Annotated in this window: 24 protein-coding genes and 2 pseudogenes; 13 read left to right on the top strand and 13 right to left on the bottom strand. The window is 70.7% G+C overall.

Annotated elements, in window-relative coordinates:
- Nucleotides 1-76: 76 nt before the first annotated feature.
- Both ACQB60_RS10880 and ACQB60_RS10875 read right to left on the bottom strand, forming a co-directional pair.
- Nucleotides 77-604: a UDP binding domain-containing protein gene (locus tag ACQB60_RS10880; RefSeq protein WP_496925701.1), complete on the bottom strand. Its 528-nt coding sequence runs from the start codon at nucleotides 602-604 to the stop codon at nucleotides 77-79.
- Nucleotides 605-665: 61 nt separating this feature from the next.
- Nucleotides 666-2,414 (bottom strand): recombinase family protein, encoded by a 1,749-nt coding sequence (locus ACQB60_RS10875; RefSeq protein WP_496925700.1) that lies wholly within the window; start codon nucleotides 2,412-2,414, stop codon nucleotides 666-668.
- A gap of 34 nt (nucleotides 2,415-2,448) precedes the next feature.
- Between ACQB60_RS10875 and ACQB60_RS10870 the strand changes: the two are divergent.
- The 5 genes and pseudogenes from ACQB60_RS10870 to pstB form a co-directional block, all read left to right on the top strand.
- A pseudogene (locus ACQB60_RS10870) lies at nucleotides 2,449-2,766 on the top strand (NUDIX hydrolase); the annotation flags it as partial.
- Between the two features lie 259 nt (nucleotides 2,767-3,025).
- Nucleotides 3,026-4,156, top strand: coding sequence for a phosphate ABC transporter substrate-binding protein PstS (gene pstS / locus ACQB60_RS10865; RefSeq protein WP_496925699.1), 1,131 nt, complete (start codon nucleotides 3,026-3,028; stop codon nucleotides 4,154-4,156).
- Between the two features lie 110 nt (nucleotides 4,157-4,266).
- A complete protein-coding gene (gene pstC / locus ACQB60_RS10860) occupies nucleotides 4,267-5,274 on the top strand; it encodes a phosphate ABC transporter permease subunit PstC (RefSeq protein ID WP_496925698.1) in 1,008 nt (335 codons plus the stop codon).
- The gene (gene pstA / locus ACQB60_RS10855) at nucleotides 5,271-6,362 is read left to right on the top strand and encodes a phosphate ABC transporter permease PstA (protein ID WP_496925697.1); all 1,092 of its coding nucleotides are present in this window, start codon (nucleotides 5,271-5,273) and stop codon (nucleotides 6,360-6,362) included. Before pstC ends, pstA begins: the two co-directional genes overlap by 4 nt.
- A 43-nt stretch (nucleotides 6,363-6,405) precedes the next feature.
- Nucleotides 6,406-7,182: a phosphate ABC transporter ATP-binding protein PstB gene (gene pstB / locus ACQB60_RS10850; RefSeq protein ID WP_496925696.1), complete on the top strand. Its 777-nt coding sequence runs from the start codon at nucleotides 6,406-6,408 to the stop codon at nucleotides 7,180-7,182.
- Between the two features lie 122 nt (nucleotides 7,183-7,304).
- Here pstB and ACQB60_RS10845 read toward each other — a convergent pair whose 3' ends face one another.
- Nucleotides 7,305-8,303, bottom strand: coding sequence for an inorganic phosphate transporter (locus ACQB60_RS10845; RefSeq protein WP_496925695.1), 999 nt, complete (start codon nucleotides 8,301-8,303; stop codon nucleotides 7,305-7,307).
- A 7-nt stretch (nucleotides 8,304-8,310) separates the two neighbouring features.
- On the bottom strand, nucleotides 8,311-8,931 hold the full coding sequence (locus ACQB60_RS10840) for a DUF47 domain-containing protein (RefSeq protein ID WP_384849125.1): 621 nt from the start codon (nucleotides 8,929-8,931) through the stop codon (nucleotides 8,311-8,313).
- A gap of 197 nt (nucleotides 8,932-9,128) precedes the next feature.
- Between ACQB60_RS10840 and ACQB60_RS10835 the strand changes: the two genes are divergently transcribed.
- Nucleotides 9,129-9,494, top strand: a complete 366-nt coding sequence (locus tag ACQB60_RS10835) for a metal-sensitive transcriptional regulator (protein WP_496925694.1) — start codon at nucleotides 9,129-9,131, stop codon at nucleotides 9,492-9,494.
- A 19-nt stretch (nucleotides 9,495-9,513) separates the two neighbouring features.
- On the opposite strand, the gene ACQB60_RS10830 is transcribed toward ACQB60_RS10835, so the two are convergent.
- Both ACQB60_RS10830 and ACQB60_RS10825 read right to left on the bottom strand, forming a co-directional pair.
- Nucleotides 9,514-9,711 carry a hypothetical protein gene (locus ACQB60_RS10830; RefSeq protein ID WP_496925693.1) on the bottom strand — a complete coding sequence of 66 codons (198 nt, stop codon included), beginning with the start codon at nucleotides 9,709-9,711 and terminating at the stop codon, nucleotides 9,514-9,516.
- Nucleotides 9,712-9,881: 170 nt separating this feature from the next.
- The gene (locus ACQB60_RS10825) at nucleotides 9,882-10,769 is read right to left on the bottom strand and encodes an SCO4651 family lipoprotein (RefSeq protein WP_496925692.1); all 888 of its coding nucleotides are present in this window, start codon (nucleotides 10,767-10,769) and stop codon (nucleotides 9,882-9,884) included.
- Between the two features lie 160 nt (nucleotides 10,770-10,929).
- Between ACQB60_RS10825 and ACQB60_RS10820 the strand changes: the two genes are divergently transcribed.
- From ACQB60_RS10820 to ACQB60_RS10810, 3 genes are all read left to right on the top strand, one after another.
- A complete protein-coding gene (locus tag ACQB60_RS10820) occupies nucleotides 10,930-11,082 on the top strand; it encodes a hypothetical protein (protein ID WP_496925691.1) in 153 nt (50 codons plus the stop codon).
- An 85-nt stretch (nucleotides 11,083-11,167) separates the two neighbouring features.
- A complete protein-coding gene (locus ACQB60_RS10815; protein WP_496925690.1) occupies nucleotides 11,168-12,763 on the top strand; it encodes an FAD-binding oxidoreductase in 1,596 nt (531 codons plus the stop codon).
- A gap of 206 nt (nucleotides 12,764-12,969) precedes the next feature.
- Entirely contained in the window at nucleotides 12,970-13,176 is a 207-nt protein-coding gene (locus tag ACQB60_RS10810; protein WP_496925689.1) for a hypothetical protein, read from the top strand.
- Nucleotides 13,177-13,190: 14 nt separating this feature from the next.
- On the opposite strand, the gene ACQB60_RS10805 is transcribed toward ACQB60_RS10810, so the two are convergent.
- From ACQB60_RS10805 to ACQB60_RS10795, 3 genes are all read right to left on the bottom strand, one after another.
- Entirely contained in the window at nucleotides 13,191-13,904 is a 714-nt protein-coding gene (locus ACQB60_RS10805; RefSeq protein ID WP_496925688.1) for a phosphatase PAP2 family protein, read from the bottom strand.
- A 266-nt stretch (nucleotides 13,905-14,170) separates the two neighbouring features.
- Complete coding sequence (locus ACQB60_RS10800; RefSeq protein ID WP_496925687.1) at nucleotides 14,171-15,187, bottom strand: C40 family peptidase; 1,017 nt, start codon at nucleotides 15,185-15,187, stop codon at nucleotides 14,171-14,173.
- Between the two features lie 57 nt (nucleotides 15,188-15,244).
- Nucleotides 15,245-18,376 (bottom strand): AfsR/SARP family transcriptional regulator, encoded by a 3,132-nt coding sequence (locus ACQB60_RS10795; protein ID WP_496925686.1) that lies wholly within the window; start codon nucleotides 18,374-18,376, stop codon nucleotides 15,245-15,247.
- 279 nt (nucleotides 18,377-18,655) lie between these two features.
- Between ACQB60_RS10795 and ACQB60_RS10790 the strand changes: the two genes are divergently transcribed.
- A complete protein-coding gene (locus tag ACQB60_RS10790) occupies nucleotides 18,656-19,264 on the top strand; it encodes a GNAT family N-acetyltransferase (protein ID WP_496925685.1) in 609 nt (202 codons plus the stop codon).
- Between the two features lie 161 nt (nucleotides 19,265-19,425).
- Here ACQB60_RS10790 and ACQB60_RS10785 read toward each other — a convergent pair whose 3' ends face one another.
- The 3 genes from ACQB60_RS10785 to ACQB60_RS10775 all read right to left on the bottom strand — a co-directional run bounded on the left by ACQB60_RS10785 (nucleotide 19,426) and on the right by ACQB60_RS10775 (nucleotide 21,492).
- The gene (locus ACQB60_RS10785) at nucleotides 19,426-20,541 is read right to left on the bottom strand and encodes a hypothetical protein (protein WP_496925684.1); all 1,116 of its coding nucleotides are present in this window, start codon (nucleotides 20,539-20,541) and stop codon (nucleotides 19,426-19,428) included.
- Between the two features lie 74 nt (nucleotides 20,542-20,615).
- Nucleotides 20,616-20,996 (bottom strand): Uma2 family endonuclease, encoded by a 381-nt coding sequence (locus tag ACQB60_RS10780; protein WP_496926158.1) that lies wholly within the window; start codon nucleotides 20,994-20,996, stop codon nucleotides 20,616-20,618.
- 40 nt (nucleotides 20,997-21,036) lie between these two features.
- Nucleotides 21,037-21,492 (bottom strand): ATP-binding protein, encoded by a 456-nt coding sequence (locus tag ACQB60_RS10775; RefSeq protein ID WP_496925683.1) that lies wholly within the window; start codon nucleotides 21,490-21,492, stop codon nucleotides 21,037-21,039.
- Nucleotides 21,493-21,687: 195 nt separating this feature from the next.
- On the opposite strand from ACQB60_RS10775, the gene ACQB60_RS10770 reads away from it, so the two are divergent.
- The 3 genes and pseudogenes from ACQB60_RS10770 to ACQB60_RS10760 all read left to right on the top strand — a co-directional run bounded on the left by ACQB60_RS10770 (nucleotide 21,688) and on the right by ACQB60_RS10760 (nucleotide 22,915).
- Nucleotides 21,688-22,533, top strand: coding sequence for a helix-turn-helix domain-containing protein (locus ACQB60_RS10770; protein ID WP_496925682.1), 846 nt, complete (start codon nucleotides 21,688-21,690; stop codon nucleotides 22,531-22,533).
- Nucleotides 22,421-22,699 (top strand): annotated as a pseudogene (locus tag ACQB60_RS10765) (DUF397 domain-containing protein); the annotation flags it as partial. The gene ACQB60_RS10770 and the pseudogene ACQB60_RS10765, both read left to right, overlap by 113 nt.
- Nucleotides 22,694-22,915: a DUF397 domain-containing protein gene (locus ACQB60_RS10760; protein WP_496926157.1), complete on the top strand. Its 222-nt coding sequence runs from the start codon at nucleotides 22,694-22,696 to the stop codon at nucleotides 22,913-22,915. The pseudogene ACQB60_RS10765 and the gene ACQB60_RS10760, both read left to right, overlap by 6 nt.
- A 7-nt stretch (nucleotides 22,916-22,922) precedes the next feature.
- Here the strand turns inward: ACQB60_RS10760 and ACQB60_RS10755 are convergent, their stop codons facing one another.
- Complete coding sequence (locus ACQB60_RS10755; RefSeq protein WP_496925681.1) at nucleotides 22,923-23,654, bottom strand: TetR-like C-terminal domain-containing protein; 732 nt, start codon at nucleotides 23,652-23,654, stop codon at nucleotides 22,923-22,925.
- Between the last annotated feature and the right edge of the window lie 225 nt (nucleotides 23,655-23,879).

The following is a 23,879-nucleotide window of genomic DNA, read 5'->3' as shown; positions in this document are numbered from 1 at the left end:
GCCCATACCTCGAGGACGGCAGCAGGCCCGTGACCAGGTGAGTTCCCGGTCCGGGCCTGCGATGGTGGTCCGGGGTTCAGGGGCGGCCGAGGGCTCGGTAGCTCCATCCGGCGTCCCGCCAGGAGTCGGCGTTGAGGGTGCCGCGGCCGTCGATGACGCGCGGGGTCGCGGGGCGGGCGGCGAGGCGGTGCGGGTCGATGTGGGAGTACTGCGGCCATTCGGTCAGGTGCAGGAGGAGGTCGGCGTCCTGGACGGCGGCGATCGGGTCGTCGGTGTAGTCGAGTTCGGGGTGGAGTTTGCGGGCGTTGTCGAGGGCTTGGGGGTCGGTGACGGTGACCGTGGCGCCGAGCTCGTGGAGGCGTTGGGCGACGGCGAGGGCCGGTGAGTCGCGGATGTCGTCGGTCTCGGGCTTGAAGGCGGCACCCCAGATGGTGATCCGTTTGCCGCCGAGGTTGCCGTCCAGCTGTTCGCGGGCGAGGCCGACCATGCGCTCACGGCTGCGGGTGTTGATCGAGTCGACCTGACGGAAGCGGCCCGTGGCCTGGTCGGCGCCGAGTTGGGCGGCGCGGGTGATGAAGCCGCGCCAGTAACCTGGCAAGGTCAAGCGACGATGTCCATAGAGGATTGGGTGAATCAAGAACTGGCTTCAGCCCCCGCCCCGGGCCCTAGGCAGAAGCTCGCACTATCTCATCTGTTTGGCCTTGATCCAGAGTCATAGCCGCCTGCCCGTCCACGATCTGAGCAGCCTTCTTCTCCTTACGCCACGACACCTTCAACAAAGTGGGATCGAACGGAGCCTTGTCACTGACCCCCTTGGGAACTGGCATGACGACGACCGACGTGAAGACCTGCGCGATCACCTCTCGCTTCTCCTCCAGCTCCATCTGCCCCCACTTCTCTCGGCTCCACCCTCGAAGCAGGTTCCTCTTCCGCTCGGCTACGAGGTGGTCCTTCTCTTCCTGCTCCAGAGCTTGGATGTTGCGGTTGAGACGCGTAATCAGGTCGTGCACGTCACTCCAGTCAGCCTGCCCCGAGGCAACCGAGTCCTTGATGTCCCGACGCTGCTTCCGCAGACCGGCGATCTTGTCCTTGCCGCGCCACGGAATCGTCTCCACCTTGGTGCCCGTGAAGTGCTTGTCCAGGTACGCCAACAGGAGTTCCTCGAGGTACCGGTCGACCGGGTCGACCCGACGACCGACACCCTTGCAATTGGCGTCTCCACAACGGTAGTAGTCCCCGTACTTCGCGTTCTTACCTGAAGCCTTGTTCCCCGACAGCTTCGAGTAGCAGACCTCTTCGAAGTCATTGATGCGACCGCATCGAAGCGTCCCGGAGAACAGGTACCCCCGCGTGCGCAACTCGTCTTCAGGGTGCGGCACTTCCGCATCGCGCCTCATCCCCCGATGCAATCGGTTCGCTTTGACGCCGGTCATGATGCTCTTCCACGTCTCGTACCCAACGCCATCGGTCTCCTCGGTGGCATGATCCCAGTCGCCGATCACCGGCTCACCGGTCTTACGATCCGTCACGACCTCACCGTTGAGGACACGGCCACCCCACCACGCGGGGTTGGTGACAAGTGCCTTGACCCCCTGCTCCGTCCACCGACCACCGCGCGCCGTCCGAACCTCCCTCTTATTGATCTCCCCCGTGATGGCACGCCATGACCTACCGGCGTAGCGCGCTTTGATCATGTCGATCAAGTGGGGCCATTCATCTGCGTTCTTGTGCTTGTTCCCAAGCCGGTAGGGGTCCTTGCACGCCCCCAACCAACCGAACCGGCGGGGTCCGCCGTAGGTCTTGCCTTCCTCTGCCCTGTCGGCGGCATTCCGCACAGTGCGCTTGCGGATCTTCCTTACCTCAGCCTCCCCGGTCCCTGAAGTGACCAGACCCGCGATGATCGTTCCGTCGTCGTTGACGAGATCCAGAAGACTCTTGTCCTCGATGAAAACCCCATCGCCGGCATCATCACTGACCATGACAAGCGCATCCTGGAAAGCTATGAAGTCACGAGGCAGGCGGTAGACCCGCTCCCGCTCGACGGCCACACAGCCCCTGACCGGCACACCGGTCTCCTCTTCCTTCCCATGCGTGATGTCCCGGCACATCTGAATGAACGCAGGACGCTTTACCTCGCGCTTGGCAGCAGTGATGTTGTTGTCCTCGTAGTGCAGGACGACCACACAGCCATGCCGCTCGGCACTCCTGGCGTTGTTCTTGTGCTGACGCCCAACACCGATTCCGTCGCCCTTCAAGCGATCGGCGGAGATACGCGCGTAAGAGATCAGAGGGACCCGCCCGTTGAGCCAGTCCTCAACGGTGCCGCCCTCGTCCAGGTGCGCCTGGAGGGCGGGGGCAACGTAGGTGCGGGAGAACGTCTTGGATGGCCGCGCGGGGTTCCGTGTGTCGATCACGCATCGACCCTAAATGCCCTGCGGTCAGCGATGATACGGTGAATGGTCGCACCCCAAGGGCAAGTTGAAGCGCGGCGAGTCCCCGCTCCACGGGGCGCTGCGCGAGGTCGAGGAGGAGACCGGGCACACCTGCGCGCCCGGCGCCCCGCTGCCCACGGTCCGCTATGTGGCGAGCGGCCGCCCCAAGCGGGTCCACTACTGGGCGGCCGAGGCGACCGGCGGCCGCTTCACCGCGAACGACGAGGTCGACCGCCTTCTGTGGCTCTCCCCCACCGCGGCCCGCCACCGCCTCACCCAGGACCGCGACAAGCAGCTCGTCGATGCGCTCCTGGACGCCCTGCACCTCCTGTGACCCCCGCGTCACCAGGCTCCCGAAACTGCTCCGTGCCCCGGCCGTAAGCGTTCCGTGACCTCACCACGACGTCCGCGTAGGTTCACCCGCCGTTCACTCATGCCCATCGGCTGCTTCATTTCGCATGCCTAATTTCGGCCTTACAAGACACCGAAGAGGTCTTCACGCAAGGCGTCGGAGAGGTCTTCACGCAAGGCATCAAGGCATCAACCTGCACGCCGCACCCCCAAGCCGGCGGCTCCCGGAAGGAACTCCCGAAGTGAAGCTTCAGCGCAAGAACCGGCTCCGCGCCCTCTCCCTCGGCGCCATCGCCGTCTCCGGCGCCCTGGCCCTCACGGCGTGCGGCTCCGACGACACCAGCAGCGGCACTGGCGGCAGCGGCGGCGCCTCGGCCAAGGCCGGCAACATCAAGTGCGACGACGCCAAGGGCCAGCTCCTGGCCAACGGCTCGTCCGCCCAGGCCAACGCCATCCAGGCGTGGGTCAAGGCGTACACGGCCGAGTGCAAGGGCGTGCAGATCAACTACAAGCCGGAGGGCTCCGGCGCCGGCATCACCGCCTTCAACCAGGGCCAGGTCGCCTTCGCGGGCTCCGACTCCGCCCTGAAGCCCGAAGAGGTCGCCGCCTCCAAGAAGGTCTGCAAGGGCGGCCAGGGCATCGACCTGCCGATGGTCGGCGGCCCGATCGCCGTCGCGTACAACGTCCCGGGCGTCGACAACCTCGTCCTGGACGCCTCGACCCTCGCCAAGATCTTCGACGGCAAGATCAAGACCTGGGACGACGAGGCCGTCAAGAAGCTGAACCCGAAGGCGAAGCTGCCCTCCACCAAGATCCAGGCGTTCCACCGCTCCGACGAGTCGGGCACCACGGACAACTTCACCAAGTACCTGAAGGCCGCCGCCCCCGCCGACTGGAAGTACTCCGGCGGCAAGGCGTGGCAGGCCAAGGGCGGCCAGTCCGCGCAGGGCTCCTCCGGCCTCGCACAGAACGTGAAGCAGACCGCGGGCGCCATCTCCTACATGGAGCTCTCGTACGCCAAGGACGGCGTCAAGACCGTCGACCTGGACACGGGCGCCGCCAAGCCGGTCAAGGCCACCACCGAGAACGCCACCAAGGCGATCTCCGAGGCCAAGCTCGTCGGCAAGGGCAAGGACCTCTCCCTGGAGCTGAACTACGGCACCAAGGCCGAGGGCGCCTACCCGATCACCCTCGTCACCTACGAGATCGCCTGTGACAAGGGCAACAAGGCCGACACCCTGAAGGCCACCAAGTCCTTCCTCACCTACATCGCCAGCCAGGACGGCCAGGACTCCCTCGCGGACCTGGGCTACGCCCCGATCCCGGCCGAGATCAACGCCAAGGTCCGCGACACCGTCGCGAGCCTGAGCTGACCCAGCGCGCGGGCCACCCGAATCCGGGTGGTCCGCGCCGTCCGGTGCACCGCCGCCAGGAGCACCCGCCACCGCAGCGGGATCACTGCTCCGCAGACCGGAGAACCCCCATGGACATATCTACGCAGACCACAGCACCACCCACCCCTGCCGACCGCCCCACCCCGACCGAGACCCAGCGCGCCGCCCGCGGCGCCACCCGCCCCGGCGACCGGATCTTCCTCGGGCTCTCGCGCGGCTCCGGCATCCTCCTGCTGCTGATCATGGCCGCGATCGCGGTCTTCCTGACCTACCGCGCCTCGCTCGTGCTCAGCAAGAACGAGGGCAACTTCCTCACCACCTTCGAGTGGAACGCCACCGCGACCCCGCCGGTCTTCGGCATCGCGGTCCTCGCCTTCGGCACGATCGTCTCCTCGGTCATCGCCATGGCGATCGCGGTCCCCGTCGCCGTCGGCATCGCGCTCTTCCTCACGCACTACGCCCCGAAGAAGCTCGCGGGCCCCATCGCCTACGTGGTCGACCTGCTCGCCGCCGTGCCGTCCATCGTGTACGGCCTGTGGGGCGTCCTCTTCCTGGTGCCGCACCTCAACGGGCTCTTCGGCTGGCTCAACGACTACTTCGGCTGGACCGGGGTCTTCTCCTGGGACGAGGGCCCGGCGCGCTCGCTGCTCGCCGCCGGCATCCTGCTCGCGATCATGATCCTGCCGATCATCACCAACGTCAGCCGTGAGGTCTTCCGGCAGGCGCCCCTGATGCACCAGGAGGCCGCGCTCGCCCTCGGCGCCACGCGCTGGGAGGTCATCCGCATGTCGGTGCTGCCCTTCGGCCGCTCCGGCGTGATCTCCGCGTCGATGCTGGGCCTCGGCCGCGCGCTCGGCGAGACGATGGCCGTCGCGACGGTCCTCTCCGCGGACTTCGACATCCACCTGAGCCTGCTCAACGCGGGCGGCGGCACCTTCGCGCAGAACATCGCCGCCAAGTACAGCGAGGCCAGCGTGGACGGGCGGGACGCGCTCATCGCCTCCGGCCTCGTCCTCTTCGTCATCACGCTGCTCGTCAACGGCGCGGCCCGCCTGATCATCGCCCGCCGCAAGGAGTACTCGGGGGCCAACGCATGAGCCAGCACACCAGCAACACCGCCACGCCGCCGCCCGCGCCCGCCCCGAAGGCCCCGGCCACCTCGCTCCGCGGCGCCCGGCTGCCCCGCTGGTCCCCGTGGGCGATCGCCCTCGGCTCGGTCGCCGCGGGCTGCGCCATCGGCCTCGGCGGCGGACTGCACAGCCGCATCCAGTGGGGCCTGATCGCCGCGCTCCTGTTCGTCGTCGGCACGTACGCCATCGCCGCCAAGGTCGAGGGGCGCCGCCAGGCCAAGGACCGGGTCGCGACCAGCATCGTCTGGGTCGCGTTCGTCCTCGCCGTGATCCCGCTGGCCTCGCTGATCTACGAGACGGTCAAGCGCGGCGTGAAGGTCCTCGACGTCTACTTCCTCACCCACTCCATGGGCGTCGTCACCGACGCGGAGCCGGGCGGCGGCATCTACCACGCGATCATCGGCACCCTGGAGCAGGTCGGCCTCGCCACCCTGATCTCCGTCCCGATCGGTCTGCTGACCGCGATCTACCTCGTCGAGTACGGCCGCGGGAAGCTCGCCAAGGCGGTCACCTTCTTCGTCGACGTCATGACGGGCGTCCCGTCGATCGTCGCGGGCCTGTTCATCCTCAGCATCATGCTGATCCTGAAGCTCCAGCCCTTCGGCTTCGCGGGCTCGATGGCCCTGTCGATCCTGATGATCCCGGTCGTGGTCCGCTCCACCGAGGAGATGCTGAAGCTCGTCCCGAACGAGCTGCGCGAGGCGTCGCTCGCCCTCGGCGTCCCGAAGTGGCGCACCATCCTGAAGGTCGTCCTGCCGACGTCGATCGGCGGCATCACCACCGGCGTCATGCTGGCGGTGGCCCGCATCGCCGGTGAGACCGCTCCGGTCCTGATGCTGGTGTGGGGCTCGTCGCTGATCAACACGGACCCGTTCAACGGTCCGCAGCAGTCGCTGCCGCTCTACATCTACCAGCAGTACCAGAACAGCGGCGGCTCCGAAGCGGCGTACGACCGGGCCTGGGCGGCGTCCCTCGTCCTCATCGCCTTCATCATGATCCTCAACCTGGCGGCCCGCGGCATCGCCCGCTGGAAGGCGCCGAAGACCGGTCGCTGACGCGGCCATACAGCGACAGTTCTCTGGAAGTGAAGTAACCATCATGGCCAAGCGAATCGACGTAAGCGGACTCACCGCCTACTACAGCTCCCACAAGGCAATCGAAGACATCTCGATGACGGTCGAGCCGCGCTCCGTGACCGCCTTCATCGGCCCCTCCGGCTGCGGCAAGTCCACCTTCCTGCGCACCCTGAACCGCATGCACGAGGTCACCCCCGGCGGCCGCGTCGAGGGCAAGGTGCTCCTGGACGACGAGGACCTCTACGGGCAGGGCATCGACCCGGTCGCGGTGCGCCGCACGGTCGGCATGGTCTTCCAGCGCCCCAACCCCTTCCCCACGATGTCGATCTTCGACAACGTGGCGGCGGGCCTGAAGCTCAACGGCAAGTACAAGAAGTCCGAGCTGAACGACATCGTCGAGAAGTCCCTCAAGGGCGCGAACCTCTGGAACGAGGTCAAGGACCGCCTCAACAAGCCCGGCTCGGGCCTCTCCGGCGGCCAGCAGCAGCGGCTGTGCATCGCCCGCGCCATCGCGGTGGAGCCGGACGTCCTGCTCATGGACGAGCCCTGCTCGGCCCTCGACCCGATCTCGACCCTCGCCATCGAGGACCTGATCGGCGAGCTCAAGGAACGCTTCACGATCGTCATCGTGACGCACAACATGCAGCAGGCCGCCCGCGTCTCGGACCGCACGGCCTTCTTCAACCTGGCCGCGGTCGGCCAGCCCGGCAAGCTCATCGAGATCGACGAGACGGAGCGCATCTTCTCCAACCCGTCGGTCCAGGCCACCGAGGACTACATCTCCGGCCGCTTCGGCTGAGCGAAGCCCTCCCCGACTCCTTGCGGTGCTGCATGGCGGTGCCACCGCGAGGGAAACAAGAAGGGCCCGCCCCTGGCTCCCGGGGGCGGGCCCTTCCGTCGTACGTGCTGCGGGGGAACCGGCTACAAGAAGGCCAGGTTCACGACCCAGAAGCTCGCGGCGGCGACGAGCGCGGCGGCGGGCATCGTGATGAACCAGCCGAGAATGATGTTCTTGGCGACGCCCCACCGCACCGCGTTGACCCGCTTCGTGGCGCCCACACCCATGATCGCGGAGGTGATGACGTGGGTCGTCGAGATCGGCGCGTGGAACATGAACGCGGTGGTGAACATGATGCCCGCGCCCGTCGTCTCGGCGGCGAAGCCCTGCGGCGGATCGAGCTCGATGATCTTCCGGCCGAGCGTCCGCATGATGCGCCAGCCGCCCGCGTACGTGCCGAGCGACAGCATCAGCGCGCAGGACAGCTTGACCCAGACCGGGATCGGGTCGCCGGGGTTCTCGACGTCGGCGATGACGAGGGCCATCACCACGATGCCCATCGTCTTCTGCGCGTCCTGCAGACCGTGGCCGAGCGCCATGCCGGCCGCCGACACGGTCTGGGCGATCCGGAAGCCGCGCTTGGCCTTGTGCGGGTTGGCCTTGCGGAACATCCACAGGATCGCGCACATGACCAGGTAGCCGACGACGAGTCCGACGAGCGGCGACAGGAACATCGGGATCACGATCTTGTCGACCACACCCGACCAGATCACCCCGATCCCACCCGCGAGCGCGGCGCCCACGAGCCCGCCGAACAGCGCGTGCGAGGACGACGAGGGCAGCCCGAAGTACCAGGTGACGAGGTTCCACACGATCGCCCCGACGAGGCCGGCGAAGAGGATCCACATCCCCTTGTTGCCGTGGGGGGTCTCGATGAGCCCCTCGCTGACGGTCTTGGCGATCCCGCTGCCGAGGAAGGCACCGGCGAGGTTCATCACCGCGGCCATGGCGAGCGCCGCACGGGGCGTCAGCGCACGGGTGGAGACGGAGGTGGCGATGGCGTTCGCGGAGTCGTGGAAGCCATTCGTGTACGTGAATCCCAGCGCGACGCCGATGGTCACGACCAGAGCAAAGGTGTCCATGGAGGGGTCAGGACTCCTTGACCGCGATGGTCTCCACGGTGTTGGCCACGTGCTCGAAGGCGTCGGCGGCCTCCTCCAGCACATCCACGATCTGCTTCAGCTTGAGCACCTCGATGGCGTCGTACTTGCCGTTGAAGAGCGTGGCAAGGAGCTTGCGGTGAATCTGATCGGCCTGGTTCTCCAAACGATTCACCTCGATCCAGTACTCGGTGAGGTTGGCCATCGTCCGCAGGTTCGGCATGGCCTCGGCGGTCAGCTCGGCCGCCCGGGCCAGGACCTCGATCTGCTGCTCGACGCCCTTGGGGAGCTCCTCGACCTGGTAGAGGACGACCAGGTCGACGGCCTCCTCCATGAAGTCCATGATGTCGTCGAGGGACGACGCGAGGTTGTAGATGTCCTCGCGGTCGAAGGGCGTGATGAACGAGGAGTTCAGCTGGTGGAAGATCGCATGCGTGGCGTCGTCTCCCGCGTGCTCCGCGGCCCGCATACGCTCTGCGATCTCGGCTCGGGCCGAGGCGTCGGCCCCGAGCAGTTCCATCAGGAGCTTCGAGCCCGTGACGATGTTGTCCGCGGATGCGGCGAACATGTCGTAGAAGCTCGTCTCCCTGGGGGTCAGACGAAAGCGCACGTGGGGTCCTCGGGGTGCTTTGGTTTCGGTCAGGCTGATGCTAGGCGCATCATCCGGCCACGGCTAACCGGCCGGGACCCAGTGTCGCCCATCAGGCACAGTGATGAGCACAGGGCCCGGTGCGGGCCCGGGAAATCCGGTACCATATACCCACCAGGGGTATATGGGGCAGTACGGGGAACGATGCGGAGGACGCGATGACGACGACCGAGGCCGCCGACGCGGCGACGCCCACCACCGAGGCGCCCGAGGCGGCGGCGCTCACCGACCACGACCGCGGGGTGCACGGCTACCACAAGCAGAAGGGCGAGCACCTCAAGCGCCTGCGCCGCATCGAGGGCCAGATCCGCGGCCTCCAGCGCATGGTCGAGGAGGACGTCTACTGCATCGACATACTCACGCAGGTCTCGGCGAGCACCAAGGCCCTCCAGTCCTTCGCCCTCCAGCTCCTGGAGGAGCACCTGCGCCACTGCGTGGCCGACGCGGCGGTCAAGGGCGGCGACGAGATCGACGCGAAGGTCGAAGAGGCGACCAAGGCGATCGCGCGCATGATGCGTACATGAGCGGGGTGTGAGGAGAGCGCTACTCGGACCGCTGCGCGGGCACGCCCCAGTCGTCCCCGTCGGAGACCTTCAGCACCTCGTCGATCCGGTCGGCGCTCAGCCGCTCACCACACGCCGCGGAAGCCGCGATGATCAGTTCGCCGCAGAGCTCGATCTCGGCGAGGGCGACGTGGTCCTGAACGGCCGTACCACCACGCACCGGAGCCACGTTCACCACCTCTTCCTGACCGCTGTCACTGTTCCGCCCGTGCCGACTTCCTAGAGTAGGGATCGCCCTACGCACCGCGCATGGCACGGACGGACCATTTCCGCCCACCCGTCTCCCACCGCCGCCCCTCCAAGGCCGCGCTTCGCGCCCTTCTTTCTGTACGCCCTAGGTGACAGGTGCTACCGGTCGGCGATCTTCCCCGAGTAGATGTCGCCGTCCCCGGGAAGCCGTACGTCGACGGGAGCCCCGAACCCGTACAGCAGGATGGTCGAGGTCACGCGGGGCCCGCTCCGGGCCGCCCCCTGGGCCTTCTTGTCCCCCTTCTCCCCCTTCTCCTCGGTGTTGGCGAAGCTGAACTTCTGCCGCACCTTGCGCAGCCGCCCCTGCTCGTCGAGGTACGCCTCGAACGGCACCACGGCCGTGCTGAACCCTTTCGCCGCGGCCTCGAACACCTTCCGGTGCGCCCCCGACGCGGACCGCGCCGCGGCCGTGAGGTCGAGGGTGCCGCGGTAGTGCCGGACCTCCGTGCCCGCGAGCCGCTCCTGGCCCACGTACGTCACCTGCCGCGCGCCGCGCAGGAGTTGGGCGGCGGCGAGCGGGTCCATGGCGCCGCCCGACACGAGGTTGCCGTCGGAGAGCGTCGCCGTCTCCACGCGCACCCACTTGTCGTCGGGCACACCCGCGCCGCGGTTCTTCATGTAGAGGGCGCCGTCGGCCATCAGCTCGGTGACGGGCCGGTGCTCCTCGACGCCCGCCGGGTCCTTCGGCAGCACCACCTGGAACCGGCCGAGCCGCCGCTCGTAGTCGTACGCGCCGGAGCCCCGCACCGTCACGCGCGTGCCCCCGCTGTCCATCTCCATCGACGTGCGCGCCTGCGAGCTGCCCGCCCGCACCAGCGATCCGGCGGCCGCCCGCACCGCCGCGGCCGGGTCGCCACCCGGACCCTGGTCGTCGGCGGCCGCGCCACTGCTCGAACATCCGGTGGTGGCGACGCCCACGAGTCCCACCAGACCGGCGGCCACGACCGCGGCCGCCGCACCTCTCCCGCTCCCGTGCTGCTGCCCCATCGCCTGCCGACCCCCAAGCCTTCCCGCGCCGGAATGTCGCTTCGGTGAACCGCGTCCCCCTGTCGTTCCGCATAACGACCGGTACGTTGACGCGTCACGCGCACGGGTGCGTCCACGGGCTCTTCTCCGGCCGTTCACCCGCCGTGGGTACGGTGGGCCCGTGGCCGAGCAGCAGCAGACCGAGACCCACCGCACCACCACGGTCGAGAAGGGCCGCTTCTGCACGGCCCACTGCAGCTGCGGCTGGCGCGGCCCGGCCCGCAGAGCCCGCAGCAAGGCCCGCTCGGACGCCGAGGAACACTCCTCGGGCTGAGGCGGCACCAGCCCCTGTCCCGCATTCCGGAACCCGATGGACGCACACGCCGTCTCGTACTCCGGGAAGCACGACAGGAGGCGTCATGGAACGGCGTACGTTCATCAGCACCACGGCAGCCACACTGGCGGCGGCCGTGGCCACGGGCTGCACCAGCTCTTCGGGAGACGGCGGTTCGGGCACGGGCACCCGTACCGCCTCCGGCACCCGCCCCGGCAGCGGCACCGGCGCCCCCGTCCGCACGACGAGCGCGGCCGCCTCCGCCGCCGCGAACCTCTCGGCGCTCGCCAAGGATCTGGACGGCTCCCTGGTCCGCCCCGGCCAGGCGCAGTGGGCCGCGGCCCGCCAGCTCTACAACACGCGCTTCGACGACCTGAAGCCCACCGCCGTCGCCTACGTCGCGAACGCCGACGACATCCGCACCACCCTCGCGTACGCCCGCGCCCACCGCACCCCGGTGTCCATACGCAACGGCGGCCACTCGTACGGGGGCTGGTCCTCCGGCAACGGCCGCCTCGTCCTCGACGTGTCGAAGCTCAACAAGACGCGTGCGAGCGGTAGTTCGGCCACGGTCGGCGCGGGTTCCAAGCTGATCGACGTCTACCGCGCCCTCGCCGCGAAGGGCGTCACGATCCCCGCGGGCTCCTGCCCGACCGTCGGCGTCTCCGGTCTCACCCTCGGCGGCGGCCACGGCGTGGTCTCCCGCGCCTACGGCCTGACCTGCGACAGCCTCACCTCGGCCACCCTCATCACCGCCGACGGCAAGCAGCTCACCGCCTCCAAGTCCGAGCACAGCGACCTCTTCTGGGCCCTGCGCGGCGCGGGCAACGGCAACTTCGGCGTGGTCACGGAGCTCACCTTCAAGACCCACCCGGCCCCCCAGGGCGTCTCCGCCTACATGACGTGGCCCTGGTCGAAGGCGGCCGCGGTCTTCAAGGCGTGGCAGGAGTGGGGCCCGAGCCAGCCCGACGAGATCTGGTCGTCCCTCCACCTCGCGAACTCGCCGGGCGGCACCCCCACCATCTCGGTGGCCTGCTTCTCCCTCGGCACGTACGGCGGCCTCCAGAACGCGGTGGACCGCCTGGCCGACAAGGCAGGCTCCCCGGCGCGCAGCGTCTCCCTGAAGCGCCGCTCGTACGAGGAGTCGATGGAGGTGTACGCGGGCTGCTCGTCCTTCTCCTCGGACGCCCAGTGCCACCTCCCGGGCGCGACCCCGGGCCGCAGCCCCCGGGGCGCCCTCAACCGCGAGACGTACGCGGCAAGTTCGGACTTCTTCGACAAGTCCCTCTCGTCGGCGGGCATCCGCGCGATGCTCACCCACGTGGAGAACATGACCGGCGGCTCGGGCAGCGCGGGCAGCATCGCCCTCACCGCCCTCGGCGGCGCGATCAACCGCGTCGACCCCACGGCCACGGCCTTCGTCCACCGCCGCTCGCGGATGCTGGCCCAGTACATCGCGTCGTGGCGCGCGGGCACCTCGGGCCGGGCGGCCCAGGCGTGGCTGAAAACCACACACGGTGCGATGTCCCGGTACGCCTCGGGCGCCGCGTACCAGAACTACGCGGACCCCACACTGAGCAACTGGCGCTCGGCGTACTACGGCCAGGCCGCCACCCGCCTGACCAAGGTGAAGAAGAAGTACGACCCGACCCGCTTCTTCACGTTCCCCCAGGCGCTCTGAGACCGGCCCCCGAGGGAGCGCCCTCCAGCCCGTCCGGCATTTGAGGATGAGGCCGTTCAGGCCGACAGGGGACAAGGGGCGAAGCCCCAGGAAGGGCGCCCCGGGGCCGCGGGAGCGGTTTCGGGAAGGGGCGGGGTTGGGGAAAAGGGAACCCGGACGGCCGCCCCCGACTGGCCCGCACCCAGCCACGGGGTTGCCCTGGGGAGATGACCCAGCCCAAGAGCAGAGCCCGAATAGCCACCGTCACGGCGGCCACAGCCGCCTTCCTCGCGCTGGCCCCCACGGCAAGCGCGGCCACCACCACCCAAGCCACAGCCGACCACCCCAACGCAGGCCCCCTGGCCGCCGCCTCCGCGGCCCTCGCGGCCACCGCGGGCGGCACCGGCTGGTACCTCCTCAGACGCCGCCGCTGACCAGCCCGGCAGGGCTACGCAGCCAGGTCCCGCTCGTCCGGCGCAGCCTCCGCGCGAGGCTCGGCGATCGCCACCGCCCCGCCCCCGGCCCCGCCGGCCCCGCTCCCCGCCCACACGAGCCGTCCCGCCCGCCCGGACCGCCCCACGGCCCGCAGCACCGGCGTGAGCACGGCCTGCGCCAGCGGCGAGAGCAGCAGCGCGACGGCCGTGCCGAGGGCGAAGCCGCCGACCACGTCCGTCGGGTAGTGGACGCCCATGAAGACCCGGCAGAAGCCCTCCGCGGCCGCGAGCGCGATGCCGAGGAGCCCCCACTTCCGGTTGGCGACGAAGAGTCCGGCGCCGATGGCCATGGCGAGCGTCGCGTGGTCGCTCACGAAGGAGTAGTCCGTCTTGCCGTCCACCAGGACCTCCAGGCCCCGGTGGTCCTTGAAGGGACGCGGCCGCTCCACGAATCCGCGGATCGGGATGTTCACCACGACCGCGAGGGCCGCGGCGAGCGGCGCCCAGACGACGGCGGCCACGGACGAGGCGGCGTCGTCGAGCGTGCCGCGCTTGCGGGCGCCCCACCAGCACCACACCACGACGAGGACGAGGGTGAGCAGCAGCCCGTACTCACCGACGTACTCCATGATCCGGTTGAGCCAGTTCGGGGAGTCCTCGGCCAGGCCGTTGATGTCGTAGAGCAGGCTGACATCGGGGTTCGACCCAGTGGTGTCGAGTCCAGCCATGGTGCTGCGGCCCCTTGTCTCCTCGCCCATGGGCGCACCCTTCTGTGCGCCCGTCCATCAACCCCCGTTGGTTGGTGTCCCGGTCCCGGATTTCCGCTCCGGTCAAGGGAACGTGCCGTCCCCGTCTCTACGTTCCACACTCCACCGAATGATCACGCAGACGTTATCGAAGCGATACTCATCGCCGCAGTTCAGGGGGGTGAAATAACGCTGAGTTCAAGCCACATCACGCCCCCGAGCGCCCCCGGGCGTCGCCGTGCGCGGGCCTACGCCGGGCGTGTACTCGGCCTCGTTCCGGCCTGCGCGCCGTCCTTGGTGACGCGAGTCGCGCCAAAATAGTCGGGGGTGTCGACGGGGTCGAAGCGGATCACTGCTCCGGTCCGCGGGGCGTCGATCATGTAGCCGCCGCCGACGTAGATCCCGACGTGCCGGATGGCGCGGGAATTGGTGAGGTCGTCCGAGAAGAAGACCAGGTCGCCCGGGAGCAGCTCGTCCCGCTTCGGGTGCGGCCCCGCGTTGTACTGGTCGTTGGCGACGCGCGGCAGGGAGATGCCCACGCTGCGGTAGGCCGCGAGCGTCAGGCCCGAGCAGTCGAAGCGGCCGCCCTGGTCCGGGGTGCCGTTGCCGCCCCACAGGTACTCGGTGCCGAGCTTCTTCTGCGCGTAGTAGATGGCGCCCGCCGCCTGCCGCGAGGGCTGCACCCGGCCGACCGGGCGCGCGAAGCTCTTCGCCAGGGTCGTGATGGTCTTCACGTAGTTCTGCGTCTCGCGGTACGGGGGCACACCGCCGTACTTGATCACCGCGTACGCGCCCGCGTTGTACGCGGCCAGCATGTTCTTGGTGGCGTCGCCGGGGGCCTTCTTCACATAGCCCGCCAGCTTGCAGTCGTACGAGGCGGCGGACGGGATGGCGTCCTTGGGGTCCCAGACGTCGCGGTCCCCGTCGCCGTCGCCGTCGACGCCGTGCGTGGCCCAGGTGCCGGGGATGAACTGTGCTATGCCCTGCGCCTTCGCGGGGCTCTTCGCGTTCGGGTTGAAGCCGCTCTCCTGGTACAGCTGCGCGGCGAGCAGCGCGGGGTTGATCGCCTTGCAGAGGTTGCCCCACTTCTGCACTATCGGCTGGTACGTGGCGGGCACGGCGCCCTTGGCGAGGCCGACGGCGGCGCCCGCTCCCCCGCCGCCCGCGAGGCTCCCGGCGGCCATGAACGTCCCGATGACGAGCAGCCCGATGAAGCTGAGCGCGCCGCTGAAGCAGACGGCCGTGAGCAGCCACGCCTTACGCACCGTCAACCACCCCACACGCGCCGGGAGTCCACCGGCTCATGCCAAGCCGGACGCCGCTCAGTGTAAGGGCGGGGGCTGTCGCTTCGGAGGGTGCGCGCGGAGGTGCGTGAGCGGGTCGGTGAAGGGTCCGGGGAGCGGGGCCACGAGGGGAAAGGTGCCGGGCGGGGGCGGGGGCGGGACGCACGGGGTGTGCAGGGCGGTGCGGGCGGCGCCGGGTTCGTAGACGTCGGTGCCCGACAACCGCGGGGCGATCTGCCGGAGTTGGGCGAGGGCGGAGGCGCAGGGGCCGTCGACGGCGAGGCGGGCGCGGGCGGCGACGGACGCGGCGACCGGTTCGAAGGTGACGTCGGCGACGAGTTCGCGGGGCGGCCGCGCCTCGTCGAGGAGCGCGAGGGCCTCCTCGGGCCGCCCCTCGGCCACCGCGCACTGCGCGAGCCGCACCAGACAGCGCCCCTCCAGCTTGTGCTGGCCGAGCGCCCGGTGGTGCCCGATGGCCTCGCGGAACCTGCCGCTCGCGGCGTCCGGCCGCCCGGCGAGCAGCAGCGCGGTGCCCAGCTGGTACGCCGTGAACGCCACACACGTCGGGTCCTGCCCCGCCTGCGCGGCCTCGACGGCGCGCCCGGCGACGGCCAGCGCCCGCTCGGCGTGCCCGGCGAGCACGAGGGAGGGCGCCATGCGGGCCAGCAGCCACGGCAGATGGCCGGTGTCGCCCACGGACCGCAGCAGCGCGCGGCAGACCTCGTAGTGCGCGAGGGCCCGCCCGGTGTCCCCCTCCCGCTCGTAGTCGGCGGCCAGGTGCTCGGCGAGGAACACCCGCAGATAGGTGTCGTCGGCCTCTTCGGCGCGGCGCAGGCCGAGGGCGCGCTGCTCCTTGGCGAGCGCGTGCTCGCCGTCGTCGACGTGCACATAGGCCCGCAGCCAGCGCGCCCGCGCCTCGGCCGCCGCGTCCCCGGCGGCCGCCGCGCACCGCGCCGCCTCCTCGAACAGCCCCGCGTACGACCGGCGTTGGGCCACGTCCTCCACCAAGTTGACCCAGACGAAGAGCAGGTCCACGGCGGTACGCAGCGCCCCCGGCAGCTTCCGCACCCCCGCCGCGGCGACGGCAGCGAGCAGCTCCCCACGGCCCGCGATCCACGCGCGCGCCTCCTCCAGCGAGCGGAAGTCCCGCGCCCGCCGGTAGTGGACGGGCCGCAGGATGTACGGGTCCCCGGCCGCCGCGCCCATCGGCTCCTGCAGCCGCTTGGCGGCGAGCGCGCTGGCCAGGACGTGGTCGAGCAACCGCCGCATGGCGCAGCGGCGTTCGGCCCGCGACTCGCGCTCGGCGCAGCGCGCCCTGGCGTAGGCGAGCAGCAGGTCGTGGAACCGGTACCGCCCCGCCCCCGGCGTCTCGAGGAGACCCAGGTCCACCAGCGCCTCGGCGACGCCCTCCGCCCGCACGACCTCCGTCCCGAGCAGCGCCGCGGCCACGTCCGAGTCGAACTCGGTGAGCGCGGGCAGCGCGAGGAGCCGGAAGGCGCGCGCCTGTTCCTCGGTGAGCGCCTCGTACCCCACCCGGAAGGCGGCCGTCACGTCCAGGTCCCCGGCGCGCAGCTCGGCGAGGAGCGGCCGCCCGCCCGTGAGCCGGTCCCGCATCGCGGCGAGGGTCCACGCGGGCCGCCCCGCGAGCCGCGCCCCCACCACCCGTACGGCAAGCGGCAGCCGTCCGCACGCCGCGACGAGCGCCCGCGCGGCCTCCCCCTCCCGCTCGACCCGCCCGCGCCCCGCGGTGGCCGCGAGCAGCCCGAGCGCCTCGTCCTCCGTCAGCACGTCCAGGTCGACGGGGACGGCCCCGAACAGCACGAGGGCCCGATTCCGCGTGGTGACGAGGGCGGCGCACCCCGCACCGCCCGGGAGCAGCGGAAGGACCTGTTCGGCGTCCCGCGCGTTGTCGAGCACGACGAGGACGCGCCGCCCGGCGAGCAACGTCCGGTAGAGCGCGGCCCGTTGCTCCACCCCCTCCGGCACGAAGTCCTTGGTGACGCCGAGCGCCTCCAGGAAGGCCCCGAGCACGGCGCCCGGGTCGGCGGGCTCGCCCGGGATTCCGCCGTCGGAGGCGGCGTACGAGAACCCCCGCAGGTCGACGAAGAGCTGGCCGTCGGGGAAGTGGTCGCGCAGCGAGTGCGCGGTGTGCACGGCGAGCGCGGACTTGCCGATGCCGCCGGCTCCGGTGAGGACGACGCAGACGAGGCCGTCGGCTCCGCCGCCGTCTTCGCGGTCTCCGCCGTGGCCGTCGCCGTCGCTCGCGCTTGCACTCGCGCTTGCACGCAGCAGCTGCTCGCGCAGATGGCCGCCGCTGCCGTCGCGGCCGGTGAAGTCGGCGATGTCGGACGGGAGTTGACGGGGCCGGATGCGCACGCCGGGGGTCCTGGACACCAGCCCGGGAGCGAGGGTGGCGAAGGGGGTGAGGGGGGCGCGACCGGCATCCGGAGCGTGCGCCACGGCCAGCGAGGGGTCGCCCGCGAGGATGCGGGCGTGCAGACCGGCGAGTTCGGGAGAGGGGTCGACGCCGAGCTCGGCCACGAGGGTGCGGCGGGCGTCTGCGTACACGGCGAGGGCCTCGCCCTGGCGCCCGCACCGGTACAGGCCGAGCATCAGCAGGGCCCGGAGCCGCTCGCGCAGCGGATGGGCGGCGCTGAGCACGGTCAGCTCGCGCACGGACTCGGCATGCCGCCCGAGAGCCATCCCGTACTGGTGCAGCAACTCCTGGGTGTGCAGCCGCAGTTCGCCGAGCCGCTCCCGCTGCCGCTCCGCGTAGGGCCCCGGCACCCCGGCGAGGGCGCCCCCGCCGCCCCACAGGCCGAGCCCCTCCCCGAGCAGTGCGTGGGCGCCCGCCTCGTCCCCCGCGAGCCCGAGCGCCTCCCCTTCCCGCACGCACCGCTCGAAGGCGAGCGCGTCGACGGCGCCGGGCGCGGCCTTGAGCGCGTATCCGTCCCCCACGGACACGAGCACGGTCCCCGCGGACCGCGCGGTACGCCCCGGTTCGAGGGCGCCGCGCAGCCGCGAGGCATAGGTGCGCAGGGTCCCCCGAGCCCGCGCGGGCGGCGCTTCTCCCCAGAGTGCGTCGATGAGCCGAGCGGCCCCGACGGCCCGGCCGCCGTGCAGCAACAGGACGCCGAGCAGCGCCTGTTGCTGCGGCGACCCGAGCGGCACCCCCGTACCGTCACGGGTCGCGCGCGGCGGCCCCAGAATCCGGAACCGGAGCGGAGCGTCGAGCCCGGCACCTGTCGCCCCGCGTTCCCCCGTTTCCCCCGATTCCCCCGAATCGCGCGGGTCCCCCGTGGCGCCGTCTCGTGTGACACCGTCCCCCGTGGCCCGTGTCACGTCGCTCCGCCCCTTTCCTTCCTTCTGGCATCCAGCATGGCGGAGCGCCATAAACGTCTGCTGAACGCGCTGGTTTACGCGCGCGCGAGTTCGGCGAGGACTGCTCCCATGACTTCGGCTTCGACTTCGACTTCGGCTTCGGCTTCGGCTTCGGCTTCGGCTTCCCCCTCCACCCCATACGTCCCGCGCCCCGCCCGCCCGGAGGACCACCCCGCGATCGTCGCGGCGGTCCAGACGTGGTGGACGGACCGCACCCCGGCCCAGATGCGCGAACTCTCCCTGCTCCTGCCCAAGTTGTTCCTGCAGTTCTTCTCGCGCACGAGCCTCGTGGTGGAGGACCCGGACTCCCCGGGCGCCCCGGACCACCCCTCGGGACGGGCGGGCCGGACGGTCCGGGCGTTCCTGGTCGGCTTCCACCCCTCCGAGGCGGACGCCCCGGACGAGGCGTACATCCACTTCGTGGGCGTGGACCCGGCTCTGCGCGGCCAGGGCGTGGCCCGCGCGTTGTACGAGACGTTCTTCCGGCAGGCCGCCGACGCCGGCCGCACCCGCGTCCGCTCGGTCACGTCCCCCACCAATACGGGTTCCCTCGCCTTCCACCGGGCGCTGGGCTTCACCCTCGAACCGGGCGACCGGGAGGTCGACGGGCTGCCGGTGCACAAGGATTACGACGGGCCGGGCCTCGACCGGGTCTGCTTCGTGCGGGACCTCGGCTGAGGGAGAGCGGGCTATCCGTAGGGGCTGTCCCGGACTGTCCGGGACAGCCCCTACGGATTGCCCCCAGGCCACGGCACCGGCAACGTCTTTCCCGTACCCGGCGAGGGGTACGGGGGGACCCTCGCCGGGTGAGTACGACGGGACGGCCGGTGGCGACGGTCTCAGCCGCGTACGGCCGACGAGACCTCGCTGATCACAAAGAGCTGCTCCTTGCCGGTGCCGCAGCGCTGCACCACGGCCTCGGCCCCCGCGACGGGCGCCGCGCCCTCGCCCTCGACCCGCACCCCCACGCACCGCCCGTCCCCGAACCGCAGCGCGAACCGCCCCTTCCCCCGCGGCTCCACGTCGAAGCGGGTGGCGCCCTCGCAGTGGTTCGTGGGTTCGAGCAGCCCTCGCGCCGCGTACTTCGCGTCGGGCTCGTACGCCTTCAGACAGCCCTTGCCCTTGTCCTTGTCGGGGTGGACCCACTGCACCCAGTAGCCCCCGTCACCACCCGCGCCCCCGACCGGTACAAGGGATGTCGTGGGCGGCACCGCGCCCGCACACGGGCGGAAGACGGCGACCGGCATGCCGTACGCCGCCTTCCCTCCTTCCCTCCTGGCCGTCCCGTCGGTCAGACAGAGCCCCGGCGCGCGGGCGGGCCGCACGCGCACCTCGCCCGTCGGCACGGCCTGCTCGCGCGCCGCCGGGTGTTCGGCGGCGGACCGCTCGGAGTCATCGCCCGGTCCGCCGGACGACCCGTCACCGGAGCCGTTCAGGGCGGCGGCGGTGGCCACGGCTATCAGGGCCACGGCGACGACGGAGCCGCCGATGAGGGCGAGGGTCTTCGGGCGGTGGCGACGGCCACGGCGAGGGGTGGCGGAGGAGAGCCCGGAGCCGGGGGCGTGAGCGGCGGCTGAGTCCGAGCCCGAGGCCGAAGCCGGGGCTGACCCCGGGGCCGGAGTTGAAGCAGGGGCCGGAGCTTGAGCGGGAGCCGGCGACGTCGCGATCCGCTCCCTCGCCGCCAGCCACTCCCCCACCCTCTCCTCTCCCTCGCACACCCGCACCAGCGCCACCAGCAGCTCCGGCTTCGGGAGCGCGTCCCGCGAGAGGGCGCCCGCCAGGGTGGACCGCGCGAGGAGATCCCCGCGCTCGGCGGCGCGCAGCTCCAGCTCGCGGTACGTGAGTCCTGAAGCCTCCTTGACGCGCCGCAGCAGCGCCACGAACTCTCCTGGGGTACGGGCCTGTTGGAGCTCGGCGGCGCGGCGTGCGGCGCCCTCGTTCTCGATGTTCTCCACGGTTCGACCGCCTCCCCGCCCCCGGAAAGATCAAGCCTCGTGGGTGACGGAGCCCGCCGCAAGAGTTCTTCCCGTCAGTTCAGGCCGCCGGCACCGCCGGAGCGGCGGCTCACCCCGACCGGCGCGCCGGGTCCCCGTACGAACTTGCCCGGCAGCACGTCCTGGTAGGAGCCCCCCTCGGGCCGGGTGTGCAGCGCCCACGTCCCGTGCCTCGGGTCGATGACGAGGAGGGTGGCGACACCGGCGAGGGCGTACCAGTCGTTCTTGTCGGCGATCGCTCTGGACTTCTCGGACGGGGTAATGACCTCGACGGCAAGCTCGATGTCCCGCGGATCCAGCAACCAGCGACGGACACCGTCTCGGGAGCCACGAGTTCGGAGGGCAGCTGGGGCCTGATGAGCTCTTCGAGCTGATAGATCACGCCCGCGTGCTGGCCACGCGGAGTCGGGGGACATCACGAGCTTTCCTCCCACCACCTGCACGCGCAGGCCCATCTCATCTTCGATCTTCTGAGGGGCCACACTCCGCCCACATCAGCTTTCCGCCACCGGCCGGGGCGGCCCCGCCGAGGGAGTACGCGCCCCAGGCGTCTGCGCAGGCCCGCACGAGGTGCAGACCGCGCCCGTCCTCGGCCATGTCCGCTCCTGGCTGTACGGGGGTGGGGGAGCCGCTGAAGCCAGGGGGGATCTTCGGGTCGGAGTCCCACACGGCGACGCGGACCCGATGCGGCTCGGCGGCCGTCGCCCGCAGGCGGAGCGCGTACGGGCCCTCGGTGTGCGTGTGGGCGTTGGTCAGCATCTCGGCGGCCAACAGCTCGGCGGTGGGGGCGAGTTCGGCGAGGCCGTAAGTGGAGAGGACGGCGCGGAGGGTGGCGCGGGCGATGCCGGGGGCGCGGGGATCGTGGGGGAGTTGGAGGGTGTAGGCCCAGGGCGGGGATACGGTGTGAGGCATGGAAGTCTCCGTTCGTGGCGGGGAGTTGCACGGTGGTGCCCGGTGACGATGCCGCTCCGTCGAGCGGGGTTCTTCCAGGCGGAGGCCCGAGCTATAAGGTAGCGGGACCCCGTTAACGCGTTAACCGAATCTGAGGGACTCAGTTAACTGCCACTCGTGTGGGTGACCACCAGCACCAAGGAGGCGGGGCAGCCCGTGCGAAGCAACCCAACGGGTCGTCAACTCCGGTTCGGCGCCGAGCTGCGCAAACTGCGCGAGCGCGCGGGGCTCACCGCCACTCAGGCCGGTCAACTCTTGGGCGTGAAGCAGAACCAGATCAGCAACACGGAGGCAGGGCGCGTGGGCGTCAGCCCTGAACGCGTACGCCTCATGGCCTGCCACTACGACTGTGACGACAAGGCCCTCGTCGAGGCACTGAGCGAGATGACAGCCGACCGCACACGCGGCTGGTGGGAGGAATACCGCGACCTCCTGCCCAGCGCGCTGCTGGACCTGGCCGAACTGGAGCATCACGCCCAGTCGTTGCGCGACAGCGTCACGGCCCGAATCCCAGGGCTGCTCCAGCTCCATGACTACGCCCGCGAGATCTTCCGCCAGGCGGTCACGGAGCTCTCACCGCCCGACATCGAGCACCGCCTCTCCTTCCGCATCAAGCGGCAGGCGGTGCTGTACCGGGACAGCCCCGTACCTTACGAAGCCATCGTGCACGAGGCCGCCCTGCGCATGAGGGTCGGCGGTTCCGGCGTGACCCGGCAGCAACTCCAGCACCTGCTCGACATGAGCCAGCGTGACAACATCACTCTCCGCGCGATCACGTTCGACGCAGGCGCCTACCCCGGCTCCGGACAGTCGATCTACTACGTGCACGGCCCCGTACCCCCACTGGACACCGTGTACCTCGACCAGTCACACGGCTTGGCGTTCCTCGATGCCGAAGCCCAGCTGCACAAGTACCGCACGCTCTTCGAGCGTCTGGACACCGTGGCTCTCACCCCCGGCAAGACCCGAGACCTCATCCATGCCCTCATCCAGGACCTGTGAAGGGACACCCATGACCTCCAGCTGGCAGAAGTCGTCGTACTGCTCCGAGGGAAGCTCCTGCGTGCACGTAGCCGCCCCCACCTCCCAAACGGTCCAACTGACCGAAAGCGCCGACCCCACCAAGGCGATACTCCACACCACCCCCACCACCTTCGGCACCCTGCTCCGCACGCTCAAGGAGTCCACCTCCGAAGGGGACACCGGCCCCGGCCCCCGGATCGAGATCACCTTCGGCAAGAGCGAGGGCACGGGCGACGACGACCCGGTCCACCTCCGCGAGACCAGCGCCCCCGAGAACCTCGTCACCACGACCCGCAAGAAGTGGGACGCCTTCGTACTGGGCGTACGGGCGGGGGAGTTCGACCACTTCGTGGAGGGCTGACCCACCCTCACCCGCACTCCCCGGGCGCCGCCCCGCCGAACACCCCCGCCACCGCCGCCCGGTACGCCGCCTCCGCGCTCAGCTGGACCAGCCGGTCGTCGATGGGGCCGCGCAGGATCAGGATCCGGTAGTAGAAGGGGGCGCCCATCGCCTCGATGACCTCGTCGGGGTCCGTGTCGGCGGGCACCTCGCCCCGCTCGGCCGCCCGCACCACGATCGCGCTGACCTGCTTGATGCGCGCGACGAACAGATTCCGTACGACCTCGGCCGCCCCCGGGTCGTGCGCGGCCGCCACCACGATCCCCTCGATGAGTCTCCGGTTGCGCGGCACGGCGTGGAAGTCCGCGATGTTGCGGGCGAGTTGGTACAGGTCGTCGTGGAGGCCGCCGGTGTCCGGCGTCGGGATGGTTCCGCTCGCGTGCTGGAGCAGCAGGTCGACCATGACCATCTCGACGGTGCGCCAGCGGCGCCGCAGCGTGGACACGTGGACGCCGGAGCGGGCGGCGAGCCGGTCGAAGGTCAGGGCGCCGAACCCGCCCTCGTCGAGTTCGCCGAGCGCCGCCGCGAGCACGGCCGCGCGGGTGCGGGCGGTGCGCCCGCCCGGCCGGGCGGCGCCGTGCGGAGGGCGCCCGGGCTCGCCCGGCTGCTCCGGCTGCGGCCCCTGCCGTTCCTGGCGCTGCCCCGTCAGTTCCTGGCGCTGCTCCGGCCGTCCCGGCTGCTGCTCCGGTCGCTCAGTCATCGGCGCCCAATCTAGTCCGCGATCAATGTGCACCGGATCTTCACGCCGCCGACCGCCGCTACCGCGGGTATGCGTTTGCGCCTCGCGCACCCGTCTCGGTAGCGTGTGAGCACCTTAATGCGCGCGCGAGCGCATTAAGCTCCAAGGCGCGTGGACCGCGAGGCACGGGGGTCGTACGGGGGTACGCCCGCGGTCCACGGCTGGGACTCCTCCCACGCGTGTGTC

Source organism: Streptomyces odontotermitis, assembly GCF_050510915.1.
Lineage (GTDB): Bacteria > Actinomycetota > Actinomycetes > Streptomycetales > Streptomycetaceae > Streptomyces.
Note: the sequence above shows the minus strand (reverse complement) of the source record. Positions and strands in the feature narration are given on the sequence as shown.